We start from the raw sequence: 20,178 nt of genomic DNA on the forward strand, positions 1-20,178 counted from the left end.
GATGCTAGGGCGGTTCGGCGCGCAGCGCATGCTTTTCGGGGTGTGGCGCGGTATCGGCTCAGCTCGGCGGCTGCCACCCGCCCTCGGAGCGGACGGCGCCCGTGATCCGCCGGCTGATGACGCTCAGCTGCTGGGACTGCGCCTTGGTGAGGGAGTCGAACACGAGCCGCCGCACGAGCTGGACGTGACCCGGTGTCGCCGCGCGAACGAACTCGAGGCCCTGACTCGTCAGCGTCGCGAGCGTGATCCGTCCATCGGCCGGGTCGGGCGCGCGGCGCACCCAGCCCTCGCGCTCGTGCCGATCCACCGCGCGCGAGAGCCGCGACAGCGTGCTGTTGGCGAACCCCGCGAGATCGCTCATGCGGAGGGTGCGATCCTCGGCGCGGGAGAGGGCGAAGAGGATCCCGAAGTCGAAATGGCTGATCCCGGAATCGCGCTTCAGTTGCGCGTCGAGCGCCGCCGGCACCCACTCGAGAAGTGTCGCGAAGGCCGACCACGTCGCGAGCTCAACGCGATCCAGTTCGTCGGCGGAGTCCGGTGCAACCATGCGCCCAGCCTAGCGAAAACTTGCTCAGGAAAGTGAATTGACGTAGCGTTCACTTTCTCAGGAAAGTAAATTGCTGCGAATGGCAGCCGGGAAGGACGACATACGACATGGACCTCGAGCTCGCAGACAAGAGAGTGTTCGTCAGTGGATCCACTCAGGGGATCGGGTACGCCGTGGCCGAGGCATGCCTGGCCGAAGGCGCGTCGGTCGTCATCAACGGGCGCGGCGAGCGTCGCGTTGCCGACGCCGTCGAACGACTGCGCGCGACGGCCCCGGGCGGCGACGTGTCGGGCATCGCGGCCGACCTCGCCGACCCCGTGCAGACGCAGTCCCTCCTCGACGCGCTCGGGGAGGTCGATGTGCTGATCAACAACGCCGGGCTCTTCGACGTCGCACGCTTCGCCGACGTCGACGACGCGGAGTGGTCGCGCTACTTCGAGATCAACGTGATGAGCAGCGTCCGCCTGTCGCGGCGGCTCCTCGAGCCGATGCTCGAGCAGGGCTGGGGGCGGATCATCTTCATCGGGACGGAGTCGGCGATCGACGTGCCCGGCGACATGATCCACTACGGCGCAACGAAGGCCGCATCCCTCGCGCTGAGCAACGGACTCGCCAAGCTCACACGGGGTACCGGGGTCACCGTGAACACTGTTCTCGGCGGACCGACCTACTCAGACGGGGTCGCTGCGACGGTCGAGCAGATCGCGTCCGCCAACTCGATGGAGCCCGGCGAGTTGAAGTCGAGCCTCGTGCGCAGCTCGTCGCTCATCCAGCGGTTCATCGAACCCGCGGAGATCGCCAGCCTGGTCGCGTATCTGGCCAGCCCGCTCTCGTCGGCGACGAACGGCGCCGCCCTTCGAGCCGACGGCGGGGTGCTCCCCACCGTCAGCTGAGCCGGCGTCAGCGCTCGCGCACGATGCCGTCGGCCCGCACCGCCACCCATTGCACGAGCGGCAGCATGTGCTCCATGAGCTCCCGGCCGAGGTCGGTCAGCGCGTACTCGACCCGCGGCGGCACTTCTGGATAGGACGTGCGCTCGACGATGCCGTCGGCCTCGAGCGTGCGCAGCGTCGAGGCGAGCATCTTCTCGCTGATGCCCTGCACCTCACGTCGCAGCTCGCCCCACCGGTGGGTGCCGTCGGTGAGCGCGAGCAGCACGAGCACACCCCACTTGCTCATGATGTGATCGAGCACGACGCGCGTCGAGCACCCTTCGGAGAAGACCTCGCCCGATGTTTCGCGGATCTCCGCAAGACTTACCACCATGCCCGTACCCTACCGGGCGGCAGTGAGCGCGGCACCCTCCCTCGGCTGCAGTGCGTCGAGCGGGTAGGAGCGAAGCGGGAACGGCGCGGGGGTCTCGGTGAAGAACGAGTACGAGACGGCGCCGTCCACGTCGTGATGGCGCACCCAGGCACGGGTGTACGGTCCGCCGGCGCCGACGTGCTCGACCACGATGAAGTCGTACGGCGCCGAGGCATCCGCGATTCGGATGCCTCGGGCCGCGACGGCACCGGACGGAGCGGCCAGCAGCGCGAGGTAGCCGTCGACGCCATCGGCGACGGCGACCGCCGGGTCGACGTCGTCGAGCTCGGATGCCGCGAGCCGAAGCACCGAGAACGACGCGACGGTATCGGATGTTGCGTACATGGGACTCCAATCGGGGAAGGGTGAGCGGGATGCCGCATCTCGGGGCGGCACCCCGCTCGGCCCTGGGAACGACCGTGGACCGATCGCAAGACCCCAGGGCGGCTTCGAGGTCACGGGCTCTCGACGGCCCGCGACGTTGCTCGCGAGGTTGCTCGCGACGTCACCAGCGGCGCTCGACCTCTTCGACGTGGCCGAAGACGTCGCTGAACTCCACGACGTCGCCGCCGTCGAGCTGGATCACACCCGAGTAGTGGCCGAAGCACGTGTCGCTGCGGCTCAGGATGATCCACCGATCGAACGCGTGCTTCAGGTGGCGCTGCGGCGTGAACTCGACCGAGACCCCCGGGCCCCGCAGCGTCCACGGTGCGAGCCAATCGCTCGGGTCGTAGCGCCAGTCGAGGTGCGAGCTGATCTTCGTGAGGCGACCGTCGATGCGCACCCAGTTCTCGGTCGACGGCGTGCCGTCCGTCCACTTGCCGCCGAACTGCAGGCCGAGCTCCTCGCCGTTCGCGGTGCGACCGTTGCCGGCACCCCAGTTCCAGAACGTGAAGTACGGCCAGCGACCGCGCCCCCGGTCGTGCACGGCGTACGAGGTCGCCGCCTCGATCTCGTGCGTCACGCCGTCGACGACGATCACGCCCTCGGCGCGGAGGCAGTTGTCCTTCTTCGTGTACTGGAACTTGCGGTCGCTCCAGGGAACAACGACGCCCATCGACTCGTGACCGTCTTCGGCGAGCACCCGGACGTCGACCTCGATGCGAGGAGACCTGGCATGCAGCACGGTGTCGTCACCGGCCGGGGTCATGCGGACGACGACGTCCTTGCGGGACGCCTCCATGGGCTCGCCGACTCGGCGGTCCTTGAGACCGCCCCGCTTCGGGAACCAGGTGTTGCCGCCCTGTCGGATCTCCTCGTAGGTGGATCGGTCGAGGTGGGTGACCGAGACGTTGGCGCGGTAGTCGTGGTGCGAGATGTTCATGGTGAAGATCAGCGTCGGCGTCACGATCGACCAGTACTCGAAGCGCTTGTTGCGCCCCCACCCGCGCAGCTGCGTACGGTGCAGCGCGGTGCGCGTCCACCCCACGGCCGCCGGGTTGAGCTGCCCGTTGTCGAGGCAGAGGTCGACCGGAGCGGTGATCTCGCGCTCGGTGATGCGTTCGCCGCCCGGCATGACTTCCTTGACGGGGAGTCTCACTGACGTTCTCCATTCATTCGGTTCATTCGATGTGTGACTGCAAGCAGGGGTGTTCGGGCGCGGTCGAGCCGCGTCATCCCTTCGTGGCGCCGTCGGCGAGGCCGCGGATGAGCCACTTCTGCACGATGAGGGCGAGGATGACGACCGGCACGACCGTCACCATGCCGGCGGCGGAGAGCGCGCCCCAGTTCGCCCCGGTCTCGGTGTCGCCGGCCATGCCCGCGATGGCGACGGGGATCGTCGTGGCGTTGCGGTTCGTCAGCACGAGGGCGAAGAGCAGTTCCTCCCAGGCGAGGATGATGCTGAAGATGAAGGTCGAGATCAGGCCGGGCGCCGAGATCGGCACGATGATGCGGAAGAAGGCGCCCATCCTCGAACAGCCGTCGAGCATCGCCGACTCCTCGAGCTCCTTCGGCAGCGCGAGGAAGAACCCGCGCATGAGCCACATGACGTACGGGATGACGAACGAGCAGTAGGCGAGGATCAGCGTGATGTGGGTGTCGGTGATGCCGAGCGTGCGCGCCACGAGGAACATCGGCACCGCGAGTGCGATGGGCGGCACCCCGCGCGACACGAGGATCAGCACGCCGATGGTCGCAGCGCCGCGGATCTTCAGGCGCGAGAGCGCGTAGCCGGCCATCGCGCCGGCCACGAGCGAGACGATGCCGGCACCGAGCGCCACGATGATCGTGTTGATCAGCTTCGGCCCGAGGTCGCCGCGTTCGAAGGCCGAGAAGTACTGGTTCAGCGTCGGCTCGAAGAAGATCGTCGGCGGAACCGTGAAGATGTCGCGCTGCTCCTTGAACGACGTCAGCAGCATCCAGAGCAGGGGCAGCAGGAAGAGGATGCAGATGATGACGCCCGACCAGATTCGGGCGCGTTCGCCACGGGTTCGGGGAGCCACCGGGGCAGGCGTCCGCTCGGCGGAGGGCAGCTGCCCGTCCCCGGTGCGCGTGCGGGATTCGGTGCGCCTCCGATCGGTGAGGGTGCTCACAGTCGGTCCTCCAACTTCTTGCTGCCGTAGAGAAAGACGAACGTCAGCGCCATCGTGATGACGAGCACGATCACGGCCATCGCCGACGATTCGCTGAACTTCAACAGGCGGAAGGCCTGTTGGTAGATGTAGAGGTTCACGACGTTGGTCGCTTCACCCGGCCCGCCGTTGGTCGTCGCGAGCACGACGTCGAACATCTTCACGGCGCCGAGCCAGCGCACGATGAACGTCGCCGCGATGATCGGTGCGAGCAGCGGCAGGCTGACGGAGCGCAGGGTCTGCCACCAGTTCGCCCCGTCGACCTTCGCCGCCTCGAAGATGTCCTTCGGCAGCGCGAGCAGCGCGGCCGAGGCGATGAGTGCGACGAAGGGAACGGAGCGCCACGTGTCGATCAGCACGATGCTGACCATCGACATCGTGGCGTCTCCGAACCAGTCGACCGGCGGGATGCCGAAGAGCCCGAGGAACCAGCTGACCCCGCCCCAGAGCGGATCGAGGATCATCTTCCAGATGCCGCCGGAGACGACCGGCGCCACGACCATCGGGATGAGGAAGAGTGCGCGGATCGCTCCGCGCCCCCTCCACTCCGCGTTCAACAGGTATGCGATGGCGAAGCCCAGGATGATCTGGAGCGGCAGGGCCATCACGAGGTAGATCGCGGTGACGACGAGCGAGTTCTGGAACGTCTCGTTCTCGAACGCCGCTGTGTAGTTGTCAAAGCCGGCGGGGCCCGACGGTGCGAACGACGCGAGATCGAACTCCGAGAAGCTGATCTGGAGGGTGTACATCAGCGGGTACGCCAGCACGGCGACCAGCAGCAGCGTCGCGGGGAGCATGAACGTCCACCGGCTGATGATGTCGCGCAGTCGCGATCGCTGTCGTGCCCTGTTGCTGCTTCTCGAGAGTTCGATGCTCATGCGTCTGCTTCTTCTACTTCTTCAACAGTTCGTCGATCTGCGTGGCGGCCTTCTCGAGTGCTTCAGCCGAGGAGACCTGGCCCTGCACCGCCGCGCTCGTCTGGTCGGCGAGGATCTCCTGGATCGCGTTCGACTCCGGCGTGCGCGGGCGCCACATCTCCCCCTCGGCCGCGACGTCGTACGCCTCCTGGAGGGTGCCCATGACCGGCACCAGCCATTCCTCGGCCGGGGTGGTCGCGAGCGTCGACTTGCGGGCCGGGAAGGAACCGAGCGTGTTGGTGGTCCAGACCTCGCCCTCCTTCGAGCTCATCCACTGGAGGAAGGTCCAGGCCGCCTCGGGGTTCTTCGAGTTCTTGAAGACCGAGCCGCTCCAGATGCCTCGGTGGGTGCTCGCGCTGACGTCGCCGGCGGGCATGGTCTGGATGCCGACCTGGTCGGGCGTGAGCGTGGTGACGGCCGGGTCGACCGCGGCGCTCTTGTACGCGCTGCCCCACGTGAAGATCGTGGCGATCTTGCCCTGACGGAACGCGTCGAGCGGTTCGGTGTAGTTGTAGGTGCCGGCGCCCGGCGGCGCGTACTCGAGCAGGTCGACCTGCGTCTGCAGTGCCGCCTCGCCCTCATCCGTGTCGAAGGCCGGGTCGAGCGAGTCGTCGAACAGCGCGCCGCCGTTGGAGTTCAGCACGGCCTGCCAGAACGGCGGCGACAGCACGCCGCGCATCCAGGTGAGACCGACCGCCCACGAATCGACCTTGCCGTCGCCGTCGGTGTCCTGCACGAGCTTCGGAGCCTCGTCCATGTACTGGTCCCACGTGAGCTCGGGCGTGGGGGCATCGAGGCCTGCCTTCGCGTAGAGGTCCTTGTTGTAGAACATCAGGAGCATGTTGGAGCGCAGCGGAACGCCGTACTGTCCGCCGTCCCACTCGCTCGATGCGAGCGGCGCCGTGTTGAAGTCGTCCCAGTCGTACTCGGGATCGGTCCACTGGTCGGCGTCGTCCTTCAGCTCGTAGAGCACGCCCGCGTCGGCGAGCTGCGGCGTCCAGGGGTCGTCGAGCGTGATGAGGTCGTACTCGGGGTCGACGTCGGTGCCGTTGAGCATGCCCTTGGCGAGGAGCTCGGTGTACGGGATCGAGTCGATGGTGACGTCGATGTACGGGTACTCCTTGTTGAACTCGGGAACGAGCTGCTCCTGCCACTGCTGGGCGAAGGCGTCATTCGACATCATCGTGATCTCGACGTGCTGGTCGGCGGTTCCGACACCGCCGCCGTCCGCGGCGGGTGCCTCGTTCGAACCGCTGCATGCCGAAAGGGCGAGCATCGACATGAGGCTTGCTCCTGCGAGGAGCGCCACGCGATATCGCGGACGCCTCTGACCTGTCTGAGTCATGCTGTTCATCTCCTCGTCGTTGAATGGATGCGCGCGGCTGCTCGGTGCAGAGCTTCCGGTCGGAGCGCCGCGAACTGCGCCGTGCTCCTGGATCCCGCTGACGTCCGGGTCGTCCGGGCGGCGGCCGCAGAGACACTCAATCAGAACATTCCACATATTGCAACGTGGAAATACTTATTTGTGTCAACGTTGCAACACGCTTCACTACGATGTGAGCGTGGAACCGACTGACGACCTCCCCCCGCCGAAGAAGAACGGGCTGCCGACGCTGAAAGACGTCGCCGCCGTCGCCGGTGTCTCCTATCGCACCGTCTCGAACGTGGTGAACGGCCACAAGTACATCAGCGACGCCACGCGAACCAGTGTCGAGGCCGCCATCCGCGAACTCGGGTACCGACCGCAGCACGCGGGCCGGCAGCTCCGAAGCGGTCGGAGCAAGCTGCTGACGTTCTCGGTGCCGTTCATCTCGCACCCGTACTTCGCGCAGCTCGCGCACGCGGTCGTGACCGAGGCGGAGAAGTTCGACTACGACGTCGTGATCGATGAGACGCGCGGCCTGCTCGAACGCGAGCTCCGCGTGGCCGCCGGGTTCCGCACGATCCTCACCGACGGCATCCTCTTCAGCCCGCTCTCGATCGATCTGGCGAGATTCGAAGCCGAACGCGGCGAGACCCCGCTCGTGCTCCTCGGCGAACGCTTCCGCAGCGCGAAGATCGACAGCGTCGTCGTCGACAACGTGCAGTCGAGCTACGACGCGACGACCTGCCTCATCGAGGGAGGTCGTCGACGCCTCGCGTTCCTCGGCAAGGTGCAGGCGGGAACGATCGGCGCAGCGCCCGCCGACCTGCGCATGCGCGGCTTCCTGCAGGCGCTCGAGGCGCACAGCCTGAGTGCCGACCCTGCCCACATCATCGAGGTGTCGCGATGGGACCAGCTCCACCCCGACGGCGACTACTCCCGCGAGGAGGGCTACGAACGCACGAAGGAGCTCATCCCCCACATCTCGGAGGTCGACGGCCTCGTCTGCGCGAACGACCTGCTCGCCATCGGAGCGCTCCGAGCGTTCCGGGAGGCCCGCATCAGCGTTCCCGACCAGGTCGCAGTCGTCGGCTGGGACAACACGGCAGAGGCGGCGTACGCGGCCCCCTCGCTCACCACGATCGCACCCGACCTGGGCGAGATCGCCCGCCTCGCCGTGCATGCCCTGCTGCGGCGACTCGATCATCCGGATGCCGCACCGAAGACCGATTCGGTTCCGTACACGCTCGTTCAGCGAGAGTCGACAGGCACCCCACAAGGCATCGGCCTGAATTCACAAAACTGACGAAATCGTGCGTACCTTACTTGAAAGTGGGTACCTCCGATGGGGAAGGTTTGCGCGAGGCATCCGGTTGGCAGGTGGTGACCGCAACCGGAAGGACCGCTCCACCATGACCATCCTCATCACCGCCGCCTCGGGCCAGCTCGGCCGTCTCGTCGTCGACGCGCTGCTCGCGCGCGGCGCCGCCCCCACCGACATCGTCGCGACCGCCCGCGACACCTCGAAGCTCGAGCAGTTCGCCGCCCGCGGCATCCGCACCGCCGAGCTCGACTATGCGCGCCCCGAGACCATCGCGCCGGCGCTCGACGGCGTCGACACCGTGCTGCTCATCTCGGCTTCGGTGCCCGGCGGGCGCGTCGCGCTCCACCAGAACGTGATCGACGCTGCGAAGGCCGCCGGCGTCGAGAAGCTCGTCTACACGAGCGCACCCCGCGCCACCACGACGAGCCTCGTGCTCGCGCCCGACCACAAGGCCACCGAGGAGGCCATCGCCGCCTCCGGCATCCCCGCCGTGATCGTGCGCAACAACTGGTACACCGAGAACTACGCGGCGGATGTCGCGCACGCCGCGTCGACCGGCGTGATCGCGTCGTCCGTGGGCGACGGGCGCGTCGCGAGCGCAACCCGCGCCGACCTCGCCGAGGGCGCCGCCGTGGTGCTCCTCGAAGACGGTCACCTCGGCGAGGTCTACGAGTTCGGCGGCGACGTCGCCTGGAGCTTCGACGACCTCGCCTCCGCGGCCGGCGACGTGCTCGGCCGCGAGGTCGTGTTCACCCGGCTCACCCCCGAGGAGCAGGTCGCCGCACTGCAGTCGGCAGGACTCGACGCCGACACGGCCGGTTTCGTCGCAGCGATCAACACCGGCATCCGCGAGGGCGACCTCGCCGAGACGGATGGCACGCTCTCCCGCCTGCTCGGCCGCCCGACGACGTCACTCGTCGACGGGCTGAGTGCGGTTGTCGCCGTGGCGGACGACGCAGCGGCCTGATCGAAGCGGCGGGGCGCGCTCCCACTCCAAGTGGTGGTGTCGCCCCGTCGCGCTGCTTCGTACTCTCGAACGCGAGCGCCGGTGCCCGAGTCGGCGACGCCGCACCACCCGAGGAACGAGGCCGCGCTGAGCGAGCAGACCGCCCCCACCCCCGCGCTGAGCCTCAGAGGGAGGCCGCCCGCGGCATCCGTCATCGCCGAGTGCCTGCGAGCACAGGCATCAGCGGCGCCGCGATCCGCGACCGCGCGGTTCTTCGGACGCTCACCCCTCACTCCTGAGGCCGAGCCCTGGTATGTCGGCGCACTCGGTGAGTTGGACATCGCGCGCCGGCTCGATGCACTCGGTCCGGGCTGGCACGTATTCCATGCGGTGCCGGTCGGCACGGGTTCGAGCGACATCGACCACGTCGTCATCGGGCCGCCCGGAGTGTTCACGATCAACACGAAGCACCACGCGGGCAAGGACATCTGGGTCTCCCCCAAGCGACTCCTCGTGAACGGGCAGCGCACCGATCACCTGCGCAACGCCCGCTTCGAAGCGAAGCGCGCCTCGCAGAGGATGTCGGCGGCGATGCACGCCCTCGTCGATGTGGCGCCACTCATCGTCGTCGTGGGCGCGCGACGGGTCACGATTCCTCGCACTGCGAGTCGAGGTCCGTGCATCGAGCCTCCGGCGCCGTGCATGGGTCGTGGCGATGCTCGTCGGCATACCGATCGCGTTCTTCGTGTCCTGGAGCTCGCAGGTCGTGCGCCTCATCGGCTGAGGCTGCGGCAGATCACGTTCTCGAGCGACGTGCGACCGAGTCGCGGGTCGACAAGCCGAGCGCACGCGCCCGCCGCGAGAATGCGGCGGGCGCCTCTCGCCTACTCGGGGAGCGACTCCCTCCTCCGGCGACGAGCGATCAGCACCCAGGCGCCTCCGATGAGGATCAGCACGCCCGCCCCGAGCGCCCAGCCTCCGCCGGCGAATCCGGTCGATGCGATCTGGGTCGGGATGGTGACGGCGCCGCCGCCCTGCTCGTCGAGCACGAGCGAGTGCGCACCGCTCGGGAAGTCGCTCGGCACGACGGCGAGTGCGGCGATCACACCGAACTGATCGGCGGTCGCGATCGCGATCCGGAGCGGATCGGAGTGCAGTTCGACACTCACGCGGCTGTGCGGCTTGAACCCGCTGCCTTCGACCAGGATCGACGAACCGGCGGTGATGTCCAGCTGAGGCGGCCTGGGCGTGCGCACGAGATCGAGGACCTCGCTCGTGTTGCCGGCGCGGTCGATCGCTCGAACCGAGAGGTTCCCCGGCTTCGGTTCGGCGGCGATGAGCTGCGAGAGCCCGGTCCACGTCGTTCCGTCGAGGGAGTACTCGAGCCGTTGCATGCCCGATCCGGTGTCGGCGCCGACTGCACTGACGCGTCGCGGCATCGACAGCCAGCCCCAGACATCGGGCTCGGCACCGTCGACACGGACGCGTGTCGACTGCACCCCACTCTGGTTGCCCGCGACATCCGTCGCCCGGTAGTCGAACGTCGTCTCGCCGTCGGAGAGCACGACGGGTTCCGTGTACGGTCGCCAGGCGCCCTCGTCGATGCGGTACTCGATGGAGTCGACGCCGCTGTCGTCATCGGCGGCCGTCACCGTCGCGGCGGCACCCGCGAGATGCCATCCGTTCGCCCCCGGGTTCGACACCGCGACCTCAACGGTCGGAGCGACCCGGTCGGGGATCACGATCTCCACCGTCACCGTCTGCACGGCCTCGGCGTTCCCCGCCACATCGACGGACCGGTACTCGACCGTGTGCACGCCCTTCGCGGCGAGCTCGACGAGGCGTCCGTCGACCCAATCGCCGCCGTCCACCCGGTAGCGGGTCGCCCCGACACCCGACGTGGCATCCGTCGAGGCCAACTCGATCGTGCCGCGGTCGTTCGCGACACCGTGCTCGTCGAACTCCTCACCGAGTGTCGCGGTCGTCGTCGGCGCCGTCGTGTCGAGCCGCACCGCGACCTCGAGCGGCTGCGAGCTGTTGCCGGCACCGTCGGCGGCAGTGGCGGTCACGGCGTGCTCGCCGTCGTCTTCGATGGAGATCGGCGATTCGTAGGTTGCAGCATCGCCGCCATCCAGCCGGTACTCGATCGCGGGGTCGCCGTCTCGATCGTCTTGGGCCTGGAGTTCGACGCCGACCGGAGCGGTGGTGAACCATCCCGTGCGGGCGTCGGGCGACGCGGGCGTCGTGTGACCGACGAGCTGCGGGGCGGTCGTGTCTTCCGGTACGGGCTTCGTCCAGACATCCGCGATGGAGGGGTCGAAGAAGGAGTGGTCCTTCTGCGTCTCGAAGCGCACCCGAACGAGGTCGTCGGTGGCACGCTCGGCCGGAACAGCGAACTCGTATGTCTCGGTTCCGACCCCTCCGGCGTGCTGGAACTGCCGGGTGAACACCTCGACGCCGTCGACGTAGACCTTGTACAGCTTGGTCTGCGCCCGATCGTAGGTCTCGATGGCGCGGATCATGAACGGCTCCCCCGGCACCACCTTCATGTCGAACTCGAACTGCGAGAAGTCCACGAGGTGGCCGGCGTACCGCCTGGTCAGCCCAGCTTCAGTGTTCGTGCCCGACGATGCGGAGGCGGTCAGCGAGTGCGCGGCCTCTGACTCGCCGTTGCCGAGGTCGACGTGGTCGTAGCCCGGCGCCGGTTCGCCGATCGTTTCGAGTTCGACCGTCAGCGTGGTGTCTCGCTTCGCGAACTCGACACCGTCGCGAACGAACCCCGCGGTCAGGGTCACCGGGGTCGAGGCGGCCGGTGCGTCGAGTGGCGCAGCAACCGGCACCGCGATCGACACCGTTTCACCCGGCGGGACGACGACGTCGCCCGTCGGCAACGGAGTCTGCCAGCCGGCCGGGACGGTCACGGTGAGGTGCCCGCTCGTGGGCTGGCCGCCCACGTTGGCGATCTCGGCCGTGAGCGTCGTCGTTCCGCCCGGCGACACGACCGCGGGGTCGAGCGCGACCGCCGTGATCTGCACCGGGGTGTCGACCACGATCTGCGAATCGACGGCGAGCCGTACGGTGGCTCCGCCGAACGCGTACTCGACCTGTGCGCCGGTCGCGACCGTGCCGGGGGTCGCGGCGAGCGGCGTGGTGAAGGCGAGGTCGACGGAGGCGTCGCTCCCACCCTCGATGAGCTCGGCGACGGCAGACGGCTCGGCGGCCGCTCCCCACTCGGTTCCGAGACCGGTGAGCCGCGCCGTGACCTTGGAGATGTCGCGGTCGCCGGCATTGTCGACGCGGACGCCGACGACGCCCGGTTCGCCCGGTTTGATGCCCGCGGGCGGTGCCGCGGTCACCTCGACCCCGAGGAACTCGGAGATGGTGCGTCCGAGTGCCGTGCGAATCGCGTCGGACTTGGCCGCCAGCGCGGCCTTGGTCCCCTCCCCGATGTCGAGGCCGCCCACGACCCCGTCGAGTCGGTCGAGCGCGACGAGTGCGCTCGCGAGACGCTCGGCGGATGCCGGGCGGTCGCCGACGAGGTCGAGCGCGGCGAGCACCTCGGTGCGCACCTCGTCGCTGCCGTTGCGCAGCGCGGTTTGTTGGGCGTCGTCGAGCTCGCCGGCGGTGCGACGGGCGTCGACCTCGGCGTCGAACTCGGCGAGACGGTCGAGGATGTCGCCGACGGCTCCCGCCTCGGCGTCGACGGCGAACGCGTAGTCGCCGGATGCCACGGTCACGACGACCTCGTCGCCGTCGACCTGCACGTCGAGCACGCCCTGCATGCCGTTGAGCGGCTTGCCGCCCTCGCTGACCGCCCACGCGTTGGGCGCGGGCAGCCGTACGGTCGCCGTCGATCCGACGGGCACGTGTGCGTCGAGCCGCAGCTTGCCGTCGTCGTGGCGCCAGTCGACGCTGACCGGTCCGAACGGCGTCTGCGTCTCCGCCTTCGCCCAGTCCATCTGCGCGGTGACCTCGGGCGAGATCTCGATGCGCTTGTAGCCTTCGGTCTCGGATGCCGCGATGCCGGCGACGCCCTTGTAGAACCAGTCGTCGACGGTGCCGAGGAAGTAGTGGCCGAGCGACCTCGCCTCGAGCGACCAGTGCTCCCACATCGTGGTGCCGCCGTTGGCGACCATGTAGCCCCAACTCGGGTACGCGGTCGAGACGGCGAGGTCGAACGCGACCTTCTCGTAGCCGTACTTCGAGAGCACGGGAAGCAGGTACTTCGTGCCGAGCACGCCCGTGTTCAGGGCGCCCCCCTTGGCCGTGATGTCGGCCACGATGCTCGCCGCCACACGCTCCTCGGTCACCGCGTCGGGCGCCAGGCCGAACGCGAGCGCGAGCACGTTGTGCGTCTGCCGGTAGCCGCGGTCGGCGCCGTTGCCCCGGTAGAGCCCGCGGGCCTCGTCGAGGAACGTCGCGTTGAAGGCGTCCTTCACGATCGCAGCACGCTCGGCGAACATCGCCGCATCAGCGGTCTTGCCGAGATGGTCGGCGGACTTCTGCATCGAGGTGAGCATCGCGTAGAGGTAGGCGGTTGCCGACACCCGCGTGTCCTCCGGTGCGTTGCTGCCGGCAGGGCTCGCTTCGGGGCTCACCCAATCGCCGAGACGCGGGTTGGCGACGAGACCGCCCTCCGATCGGCCGAACTCCAGGTCGAGATAGCCCTTCATGCCGTCGTACTGCTCGGCGAGCACCCGATCGTCGTTGCCGTACTGGTACAGCCACCACGGGATCATGACGTAGGCCGAGTGCCACGGCGGATTGATGCCCCACCCGGCGGTGTCGCCCCAGTTGTTCGACGACGGCGCGATGACCTCGGGTGCGCCGTCGGCACCCCGGGTCTCGTGCACATCGCGCATCCACTTCGCGAAGAGCTCGTGCGTGTCGAGGTTCGTCATGAACATCTCGGCGCCGACCGCGGCGTCGCCGGTCCATCCGTTCTTCTCGAACATCGGGGTGTCGGTCGGAATGCCGTGGATGTTGTTCTTCAACGTGTCGACCACTGCGCGGTGCACCTGGTTCATGATCGGCTCGGAGCTCTCGAACGAGCCCCACTCCTCTGCATCCGTGTGCACGACCTTCGCCGTGAAGTCCTCCAGGGCGGGCGGCCGATCACCGGGCCATCCCGTGACCTGGATGTACTGGAAGCCCTTGTACGAGAACTGCGGCTCCCAGGTCTCAGGAGCGCCGGTGCCCGCGAGCACGAACCGATCGGTCTGGAACCCGGCGGAGAACCCGCCGTTGTTCGAGAAGTTCGGCAGTCCGCTCGGCAGCAGCTTCTCGGCCGCCTGCGCACGGATGGTGGTGCCGGCCGGTCCCTGCGCTGTGTACTCGACCCATCCGGCGATGACCCGCGGGAACTTCACGACGTAGGTGTCGGCGACGGGCTCGGTGATCTCGACCGCAGGCAGCTCCTCGGTGATGCGGATCGGCTGCTGCCGCTGATTCACGAGCACGCCGCTCGGGCCCTGGGCCTCGAACGCTGCAGACCAGGCACCGTCGTCGAAGCCGACGGTGTCGAAGCCGGGCTGGACGCGGCTCGCGTCGAATCGCTCGCCGCCGTAGAGGTCGTCGAAGACCGTCGGTCCGTCGTGAATGCTCCAGCTGTCGTCGGTGACGATGTTCTGCACGGTGCCGTCGGCGAGTTCGAGTCGCAGCACGGCGCGCGCGACGGGCTCGTCGTGCCACGACGGCTTCTGCCAGTTCCAGACGTTGCCTCCGGTCATGCCGTAGAAGCCGCGGCCGAGTTCCATGCCGATCGCGTTGGCACCGGACTTCACGAGCTCGGTGACGTCGTCGGCCACGTACTGCACCGTGTCGTCGTAGTCGGTGAATCCGGGCGAGAGCACGTCGTCGCTGACACGCTCGCCGTTGAGGGAGACGTTGGCGTATCCGCCCGCGGCGACGAAGAGGGTGGCCGAACGCACGCCGCTGTCGACGGTGAATTCCTTGCGCAGGAGCGGAGCCGGGTTGGGTGCGACCGCAGGTTCGCGCACTCCGCCGCCCCAAGGGCCGCTGCCGAACGCGGCGTGCACCGCGGCCTGCTGCCAGCCCGAGTCGTCGAAGCCGGGCGCCTCGAACCCTGCGTCGACGGTCTTGCTCGCCTTCCATGCCGTGTCCGTTCGAATCGTCTCCGTCGAACCGTCGGTGTACGTGACGCGGATCGCTGCGACGAGTCCGGCGGGCGAGCCTGCGCCATTCGTGGTCTGGACCGCGATGACGTTGCGCCGCTCCTCGAGGTCGACGACGAAGCGATGGGACTGCTGCCACTCGTTCGTGGCCCCCTCGGTCGATCCGACGGGCGCTCCATTCGCGAACAGGCGGAACGAGTCGTCGGCGGTGATGACGATCTCGGCGCGCGATGCGATCTTGCCGTCAGGGGTTTCGAGCACGCGGCGGAACGCACGAGGTTCACCGGGGGCGACCGGCGCGCCGGCTTCCGGGGTCCAGATCCACGATGCACCGGTCAGCCACAGCTTGTCGGCGCCGACGTTGACCTCGGGGATCCTCACCTGACCGCCGTAGACCCAGCCGCGGTAGAGCGCCTGCGCTCTGGCCTTCGGCCAGTCCGAGTCGTCGAAGTCGACGGTCTTCCAACCATCGGGGGCGGATGCCTCGGAGCTGACCAGCGCCTTCACACCCTGGTCGGTGACCACCTCGGTCGTGGTGCCGTCGGTGTATCCGATGCGCACTCGTGCGATGACCCCGCCGTACTGGCTGTTGCCCGGCGTCGCGAGCGCGATCGCGAGCGCATTGGCGCCCGGCTTCGCGTCGAGCACCACCGTGCGCGCCTGCTGCCATTCGTTGTTCGCGCCGGTGTTGAACGCGACCTTCTCGCCGTTCCAGTAGGCGGTGAACACCTGGTCGCCCGTCACCGCGAGCTGGGCCCACGCCACCGTCTTCGACGATGAGACATCGACCGTGCGACGGAAGAGCGTCGAAGGGATCGGGTTCGCCGCGGACGGTTCGCCGATCGCGGGAAGGACCCACGACGCCGTGTCGAAGTTCATCCGGGTGTCGGGGGTCGTCGCGACCGGAATCGTGACCGTGCCCCAGGGCGAGCCGCCGTAGACGGTTCGCGCCGCCGCGGGGATCCAATCGTCAGCCGCGTACCCCTGCGTGTGCCACCCGCTGGTCGCCGTGCGCGACGAGAGCCAGCTCGCGTCGGTGACGATGTCCTGCGTGGTGCCGTCGGTGTAGAGCACGGTGAGCTTGCCGACGAACGCGCCGTAGGCCTTCGCCGTGTTGTCGAGTCGCACGGCCAACAGGTTGGCGCCGGCTTCAGGGGCGACGTCCACGCGGGCGGCCGTCTTCCATGCGTCATCGACCGACGCGCCGGAAGCGACCTGGACACCGTTCAGGAACGCGGAGAAGCCCCGATCACCGGTCATCGCGAACTGGGCACCGGCGATCGTCTTCGACGAGTCCAGCTCGAACTGCTTGCGGAAGTAGCCGGACGGCGTATTGCCCCCCTCGTACGGCGGATGGATCCAGCTCGCGCCCGCGAGCGTCATCTCGATCGGCCCCGACTCCTGCTCGCGGTCGTTGCCGACCCACGCGCTTCCGGCCCAGTCGGCTTCGCCGTAGAGACCGGTGCGGAACGAGGATGCCGCCGTCGCCGATCCCGCCGAGGTCAGGGCGTCGACGCTCCAGAAGTACTCGGTCGCGGGTGCGAGGTCGGGCCCCGAGTACTCGACGCTCGACGATGCGTCGGATGCCACGACCCCGCTGTCCCAGGTGAACTCCCCGCGCTCGAGCGATGCCTCCGACGTCGCGATCTTCAACCGATACGACTCCTGCGTGACCGCCCGCTCGCTCGTCTCGATGACCCACGAGAAACGCGGTCGCTCGACATCGATGCCGACGGGCTCCGTCTTCTTCTCGACCTGCAGCGTGCTGAGCTCGACCGTCGCCGCGGCAGCAGCCGGGCTCGTCACGGCGACGGCACCCGTCAGTGCGAGTGCCGAGACCACGACGCCGACGAGGGCGCGTCGCAGCGCGCGCCGCCCGGGTCGGAAGCGAGTGGTGGTGGGGGTCGTCGTGTCCGTCACGGAGCCGTCCGATCATCGTTGATGGATTCCGGTGCCCGAAGGCGATCTCTCTGGCCGCTTCTCGTTAATGAATCGATTCAAGCGACAGCACGTGACGCTACATGTTCGCTTGACGGATCGCAAGATGCTCGCGGATTCCCGAGCATGCAGAGAGGTTCATCTCCGCCGTACGCGAGCGGCACGGGCCCCGCTCACTCCCGCCGCCAGACGCATTCGCCCGCTTGTCGATGCTCCACAATCCGTTCGCGGCATCCGACCGGGCACGCAAGACTCGACAGCATGCCCGTGACACCTCGACGCCTGGCCCTCGGCATGAGCCTGTGGATTCCGAACCTGTTCAGCGGCATCCGCGTGAAGCGATTCGCGCCCGACTGGACGAGCGCGACGGTCGAGTTGCACGTCAACGTCTTCACCCGCAACTACGTGAAGACCGCGTTCGGCGGATCGATGTCGGCCATGACCGACCCGTATTTCTTCATGCTCGTGATGCACCAGATCGGCCGCGACTACATCGTCTGGGACACCCGTGGCGAGATCGAGTTCGTCAAGCCCGGCCGCGGGGTGCTGACCGCGCACTTCGCGGTGTCGCCCGAGAAGACGGCCGAGCTCCGCGAGCGCGCCCGCGGCGGCGCGAAGGTGCTCGAGTGGTTCGAGACCGAGATCACCGACGGCGACGGCGACGTCGTCGCCCGGGTGCGGCGCGAGGTCTACGTGCGCGAGAAGAAGCGGGTGACGGCGCCCGGCTCGGCCTCGTAGCCGGGCGTCGATCCGGGGTCGGAGCGCGTTGCTGGTGCGGTGCTGTGGGTGCGGCGCCGTCGGAGCGACGCAGTCGAAGAAGCCGCCGAGCGTTGCCATCAGAGCTGTGCCAGTTCCCCCTCATCGGTGAGGGGGAACTGGCATGCGCATTGCCGAGATCTGCTTCGCGGCCGAAGGCCGTTCGAGGTCGAGCACGAACCGACCGCACGAGAGCGAGCGAGTGACGGATGCCGCGGCATCCGCTCAGCGCTTGACGTCGTAGACCTGCTTGACGATGCCGTTCGAGTAGGCCTCGCACTCGACGAGGTCGAGCTGCGTGTGCGGGTCGCCGTCGCCGAAGAGGCGCTTGCCGTCGCCGAGCAGCACCGGGAAGACGAGCAGGTGGTACCGGTCGACGAGACCCGCCGCGGCGAGGCCCTTCGCGAGGGTCGCGCTGCCGTGCACGATGATGGGCGCACCGTCGCCCTCCTTGAGCTTCGCGACGTCGTCGAGCGAGCGCAGCACGTGGGTGTTGTTCCACTCGGGGTCGGTCAGCGTGCTCGACACGACGTACTTCGGCATGGCGTTGTACTCCGCGAAGTCGTCGACCATACCCGGCCAGACCGGGGCGAACTCGTCGTAGCTGACCCGTCCGATGAGCATCGCGCCCGCTTCGAGCTGCTCCCGGCCCTTGAGCTCGTAGGCCGCTTCGACGAAGGGGACGTCCTTGAACGTCCAGCCGGCCCGCGGGTGCGATCCGCCACCGGGCGAGTCGATGACCCCGTCGAGGCTGATGAACTCGGTGACGATGAGGGTGCGCATGATGGTGATTCCTTCCGAGTCGGTATCTCCGCTCTCATTCTGGACGTCGAACGGGAATGCGCCGGATCGACATCGAGCGAGAAGCGGATGTCCCGGCTCGACATGAGCCGGGACATCCGATCGGTCAGTCGCCCTTCACGTTCACGATCTGGCGCAGCGTGTGCCGCACCTTCACGAGCGACGCGGCGTCGGCCATGACCCGGTCGATCGGCTTGTAGGCCTGCGGGATCTCGTCGAGGAACGCGTCGGTGTCGCGGAACTCGATGCCGACCATCGCCTCCCGCAGCTGCTCGTGCGTGAAGGTCTGCCGCGCCTTCGTGCGCGAGAACGAACGTCCGGCGCCGTGCGGCGACGAGTTCAGCGACATCGGGTTGCCGAGGCCCTCGACGACGTACGACGCGGTGCCCATCGAGCCCGGCACGAGGCCGAGCCGGCCGACATCCGCCTGGATGGCGCCCTTGCGCGACACCCACACCCGCTTGCCGAAGTGCTCCTCGCTCTCGGTGAAGTTGTGGTGGCAGTTGATGCGCGCCCGCTCCTCGACGGGCTCGCCGACCCACTCCGACACCTGCCGGATGACGCGGTCCATCATCTCCTCGCGGTTGAGGAGCGCGAAGTGCTGCGCCCACCGCAGCTCGCGGATGTACTTCGTGAACTCGGGCGTGCCCTCGACGAGGTAGGCGAGGTCGGGGTCGGGCAGGTCGATCCACCACTGCTTCGCGAGTCGCCGTGCGACGGCGATGTGATGCTGCGCGATCTTGTTGCCCACGCCCCGGCTCCCGGAGTGCAGGAACAGCCACACGTCGTCGTTCTCGTCGACCGAGACCTCGATGAAGTGGTTGCCGCTGCCGAGCGTGCCGAGCTGCTCCCGCCAGTTGCCCGCGTACGTGCCCGGGTCGAAGCCCTTCGCCTCTGCGAGGGCCTCGAGCTCGGCGATGCGCGGCTCGGCCGTCGCGACGATCTTGCGGTTGTACCGCCCGGCCGAGAGCGGGACGGCGCGCTCGATCTGCTCCCGCACCGCCCGCCGGTCTGCGGGCAGGTCGGTCGCCCCGAACTGCGTCTTGACCGCGATCATGCCGCAGCCGATGTCGACCCCGACCGCCGCCGGGATGATCGCCCCGAGCGTCGGGATGACCGAGCCGACCGTGGCACCGAGCCCGAGGTGCGCGTCGGGCATGAGCGCGAGGTGCGGGTAGATGAACGGCATCGTCGACGAGGTGCGGGCCTGCTCGACGGTCTTCTCGTCGATCAGGCTCGCCCACGAGACGAGCCGCTTCGTGATGTTCTCCATGTTCCTTTCCTGTCTTGCGTGTGCAATGCGTTGATCCGGGGGCCCGAGGCTCCCCGTCGCGCGCAGACAGAGAAACACCCCGGGCCTCGACCGGCACGGGGTGACGAGAGAGCGGGCTAGCCGCGTCGGCGTCAGTGTGCCGGGTCGAGAATCTGGTCGAGTTCGCGATTGAGCAGGTATCGCTCATCTGCGAACACGATGAAGGAGGGCTTGCTCGTGCGCTGCAGAGACACGTTCATGGCCGTCCTTCCAGATTCCGGGGATGCTGCGCCGAGTGCGCAGCTTTCGAACACTAGTGGCG

At 68.3% G+C, this 20,178-nt stretch carries 14 protein-coding genes and 1 pseudogene; 5 read left to right on the top strand and 10 right to left on the bottom strand.

The window, feature by feature from the left end; all coding sequences use genetic code 11:
* Window positions 1-58 precede the first annotated feature (58 nt).
* Window positions 59-547: a MarR family winged helix-turn-helix transcriptional regulator gene (locus ACFCVM_RS07950; protein WP_375835580.1), complete on the bottom strand. Its 489-nt coding sequence runs from the start codon at window positions 545-547 to the stop codon at window positions 59-61.
* A gap of 107 nt (window positions 548-654) precedes the next feature.
* Between ACFCVM_RS07950 and ACFCVM_RS07955 the strand changes: the two genes are divergently transcribed.
* On the top strand, window positions 655-1,440 hold the full coding sequence (locus ACFCVM_RS07955) for an SDR family NAD(P)-dependent oxidoreductase (RefSeq protein WP_375835581.1): 786 nt from the start codon (window positions 655-657) through the stop codon (window positions 1,438-1,440).
* A gap of 7 nt (window positions 1,441-1,447) precedes the next feature.
* Here ACFCVM_RS07955 and ACFCVM_RS07960 read toward each other — a convergent pair whose 3' ends face one another.
* From ACFCVM_RS07960 to ACFCVM_RS07985, 6 genes are all read right to left on the bottom strand, one after another.
* Window positions 1,448-1,813 carry a winged helix-turn-helix transcriptional regulator gene (locus tag ACFCVM_RS07960; RefSeq protein ID WP_375835582.1) on the bottom strand — a complete coding sequence of 122 codons (366 nt, stop codon included), beginning with the start codon at window positions 1,811-1,813 and terminating at the stop codon, window positions 1,448-1,450.
* Window positions 1,814-1,822: 9 nt separating this feature from the next.
* Entirely contained in the window at window positions 1,823-2,197 is a 375-nt protein-coding gene (locus tag ACFCVM_RS07965) for a hypothetical protein (RefSeq protein WP_375835583.1), read from the bottom strand.
* 160 nt (window positions 2,198-2,357) lie between these two features.
* Complete coding sequence (locus tag ACFCVM_RS07970; protein WP_375835584.1) at window positions 2,358-3,392, bottom strand: DUF2804 domain-containing protein; 1,035 nt, start codon at window positions 3,390-3,392, stop codon at window positions 2,358-2,360.
* A gap of 73 nt (window positions 3,393-3,465) precedes the next feature.
* Window positions 3,466-4,386, bottom strand: a complete 921-nt coding sequence (locus ACFCVM_RS07975; protein WP_375835585.1) for a carbohydrate ABC transporter permease — start codon at window positions 4,384-4,386, stop codon at window positions 3,466-3,468.
* Window positions 4,383-5,303 (bottom strand): carbohydrate ABC transporter permease, encoded by a 921-nt coding sequence (locus ACFCVM_RS07980; protein ID WP_375835586.1) that lies wholly within the window; start codon window positions 5,301-5,303, stop codon window positions 4,383-4,385. The genes ACFCVM_RS07975 and ACFCVM_RS07980 overlap by 4 nt, the downstream gene beginning before the upstream one ends.
* 13 nt (window positions 5,304-5,316) lie before the next feature.
* Complete coding sequence (locus ACFCVM_RS07985; protein WP_375835587.1) at window positions 5,317-6,624, bottom strand: ABC transporter substrate-binding protein; 1,308 nt, start codon at window positions 6,622-6,624, stop codon at window positions 5,317-5,319.
* Window positions 6,625-6,904: 280 nt separating this feature from the next.
* Between ACFCVM_RS07985 and ACFCVM_RS07990 the strand changes: the two genes are divergently transcribed.
* The 3 genes and pseudogenes from ACFCVM_RS07990 to ACFCVM_RS08000 form a co-directional block, all read left to right on the top strand.
* A complete protein-coding gene (locus ACFCVM_RS07990; protein WP_375835588.1) occupies window positions 6,905-8,011 on the top strand; it encodes a LacI family DNA-binding transcriptional regulator in 1,107 nt (368 codons plus the stop codon).
* Window positions 8,012-8,117: 106 nt separating this feature from the next.
* Entirely contained in the window at window positions 8,118-8,996 is an 879-nt protein-coding gene (locus ACFCVM_RS07995) for an SDR family oxidoreductase (protein WP_375835589.1), read from the top strand.
* Between the two features lie 81 nt (window positions 8,997-9,077).
* Window positions 9,078-9,542 (top strand): annotated as a pseudogene (locus tag ACFCVM_RS08000) (nuclease-related domain-containing protein); the annotation flags it as partial.
* A gap of 317 nt (window positions 9,543-9,859) precedes the next feature.
* Here ACFCVM_RS08000 and ACFCVM_RS08005 read toward each other — a convergent pair.
* Window positions 9,860-17,029: a family 78 glycoside hydrolase catalytic domain gene (locus ACFCVM_RS08005; protein ID WP_375835590.1), complete on the bottom strand. Its 7,170-nt coding sequence runs from the start codon at window positions 17,027-17,029 to the stop codon at window positions 9,860-9,862.
* Between the two features lie 279 nt (window positions 17,030-17,308).
* On the opposite strand from ACFCVM_RS08005, the gene ACFCVM_RS08010 reads away from it, so the two are divergent.
* Window positions 17,309-17,785: a DUF4442 domain-containing protein gene (locus ACFCVM_RS08010; RefSeq protein WP_375835591.1), complete on the top strand. Its 477-nt coding sequence runs from the start codon at window positions 17,309-17,311 to the stop codon at window positions 17,783-17,785.
* A gap of 243 nt (window positions 17,786-18,028) precedes the next feature.
* Here the strand turns inward: ACFCVM_RS08010 and ACFCVM_RS08015 are convergent, their stop codons facing one another.
* Window positions 18,029-18,586 (bottom strand): dihydrofolate reductase family protein, encoded by a 558-nt coding sequence (locus tag ACFCVM_RS08015; protein WP_375835592.1) that lies wholly within the window; start codon window positions 18,584-18,586, stop codon window positions 18,029-18,031.
* 124 nt (window positions 18,587-18,710) lie between these two features.
* Entirely contained in the window at window positions 18,711-19,877 is a 1,167-nt protein-coding gene (locus tag ACFCVM_RS08020; protein ID WP_375835593.1) for an RtcB family protein, read from the bottom strand.
* Between the last annotated feature and the right edge of the window lie 301 nt (window positions 19,878-20,178).

The organism is Agromyces sp. NPDC056389 (genome assembly GCF_042262385.1).
Taxonomy (GTDB): domain Bacteria; phylum Actinomycetota; class Actinomycetes; order Actinomycetales; family Microbacteriaceae; genus Agromyces.

Excerpts from the sequence above, each read along its gene's own strand:
- ACFCVM_RS07965 (WP_375835583.1), bottom strand. The coding sequence starts at position 2,197 with ATGTACGCAACATCCGATACCGTCGCGTCGTTCTCGGTGCTTCGGCTC.
- ACFCVM_RS08020 (WP_375835593.1), bottom strand. The coding sequence starts at position 19,877 with ATGGAGAACATCACGAAGCGGCTCGTCTCGTGGGCGAGCCTGATCGAC.
- ACFCVM_RS08010 (WP_375835591.1), top strand. The coding sequence starts at position 17,309 with ATGCCCGTGACACCTCGACGCCTGGCCCTCGGCATGAGCCTGTGGATT.
- ACFCVM_RS07950 (WP_375835580.1), bottom strand. The coding sequence starts at position 547 with ATGGTTGCACCGGACTCCGCCGACGAACTGGATCGCGTTGAGCTCGCG.
- ACFCVM_RS07985 (WP_375835587.1), bottom strand. The coding sequence starts at position 6,624 with ATGTCGATGCTCGCCCTTTCGGCATGCAGCGGTTCGAACGAGGCACCC.
- ACFCVM_RS07955 (WP_375835581.1), top strand. The coding sequence starts at position 655 with ATGGACCTCGAGCTCGCAGACAAGAGAGTGTTCGTCAGTGGATCCACT.
- ACFCVM_RS07995 (WP_375835589.1), top strand. The coding sequence starts at position 8,118 with ATGACCATCCTCATCACCGCCGCCTCGGGCCAGCTCGGCCGTCTCGTC.
- ACFCVM_RS08015 (WP_375835592.1), bottom strand. The coding sequence starts at position 18,586 with ATGCGCACCCTCATCGTCACCGAGTTCATCAGCCTCGACGGGGTCATC.
- ACFCVM_RS07980 (WP_375835586.1), bottom strand. The coding sequence starts at position 5,303 with ATGAGCATCGAACTCTCGAGAAGCAGCAACAGGGCACGACAGCGATCG.
- ACFCVM_RS07960 (WP_375835582.1), bottom strand. The coding sequence starts at position 1,813 with ATGGTGGTAAGTCTTGCGGAGATCCGCGAAACATCGGGCGAGGTCTTC.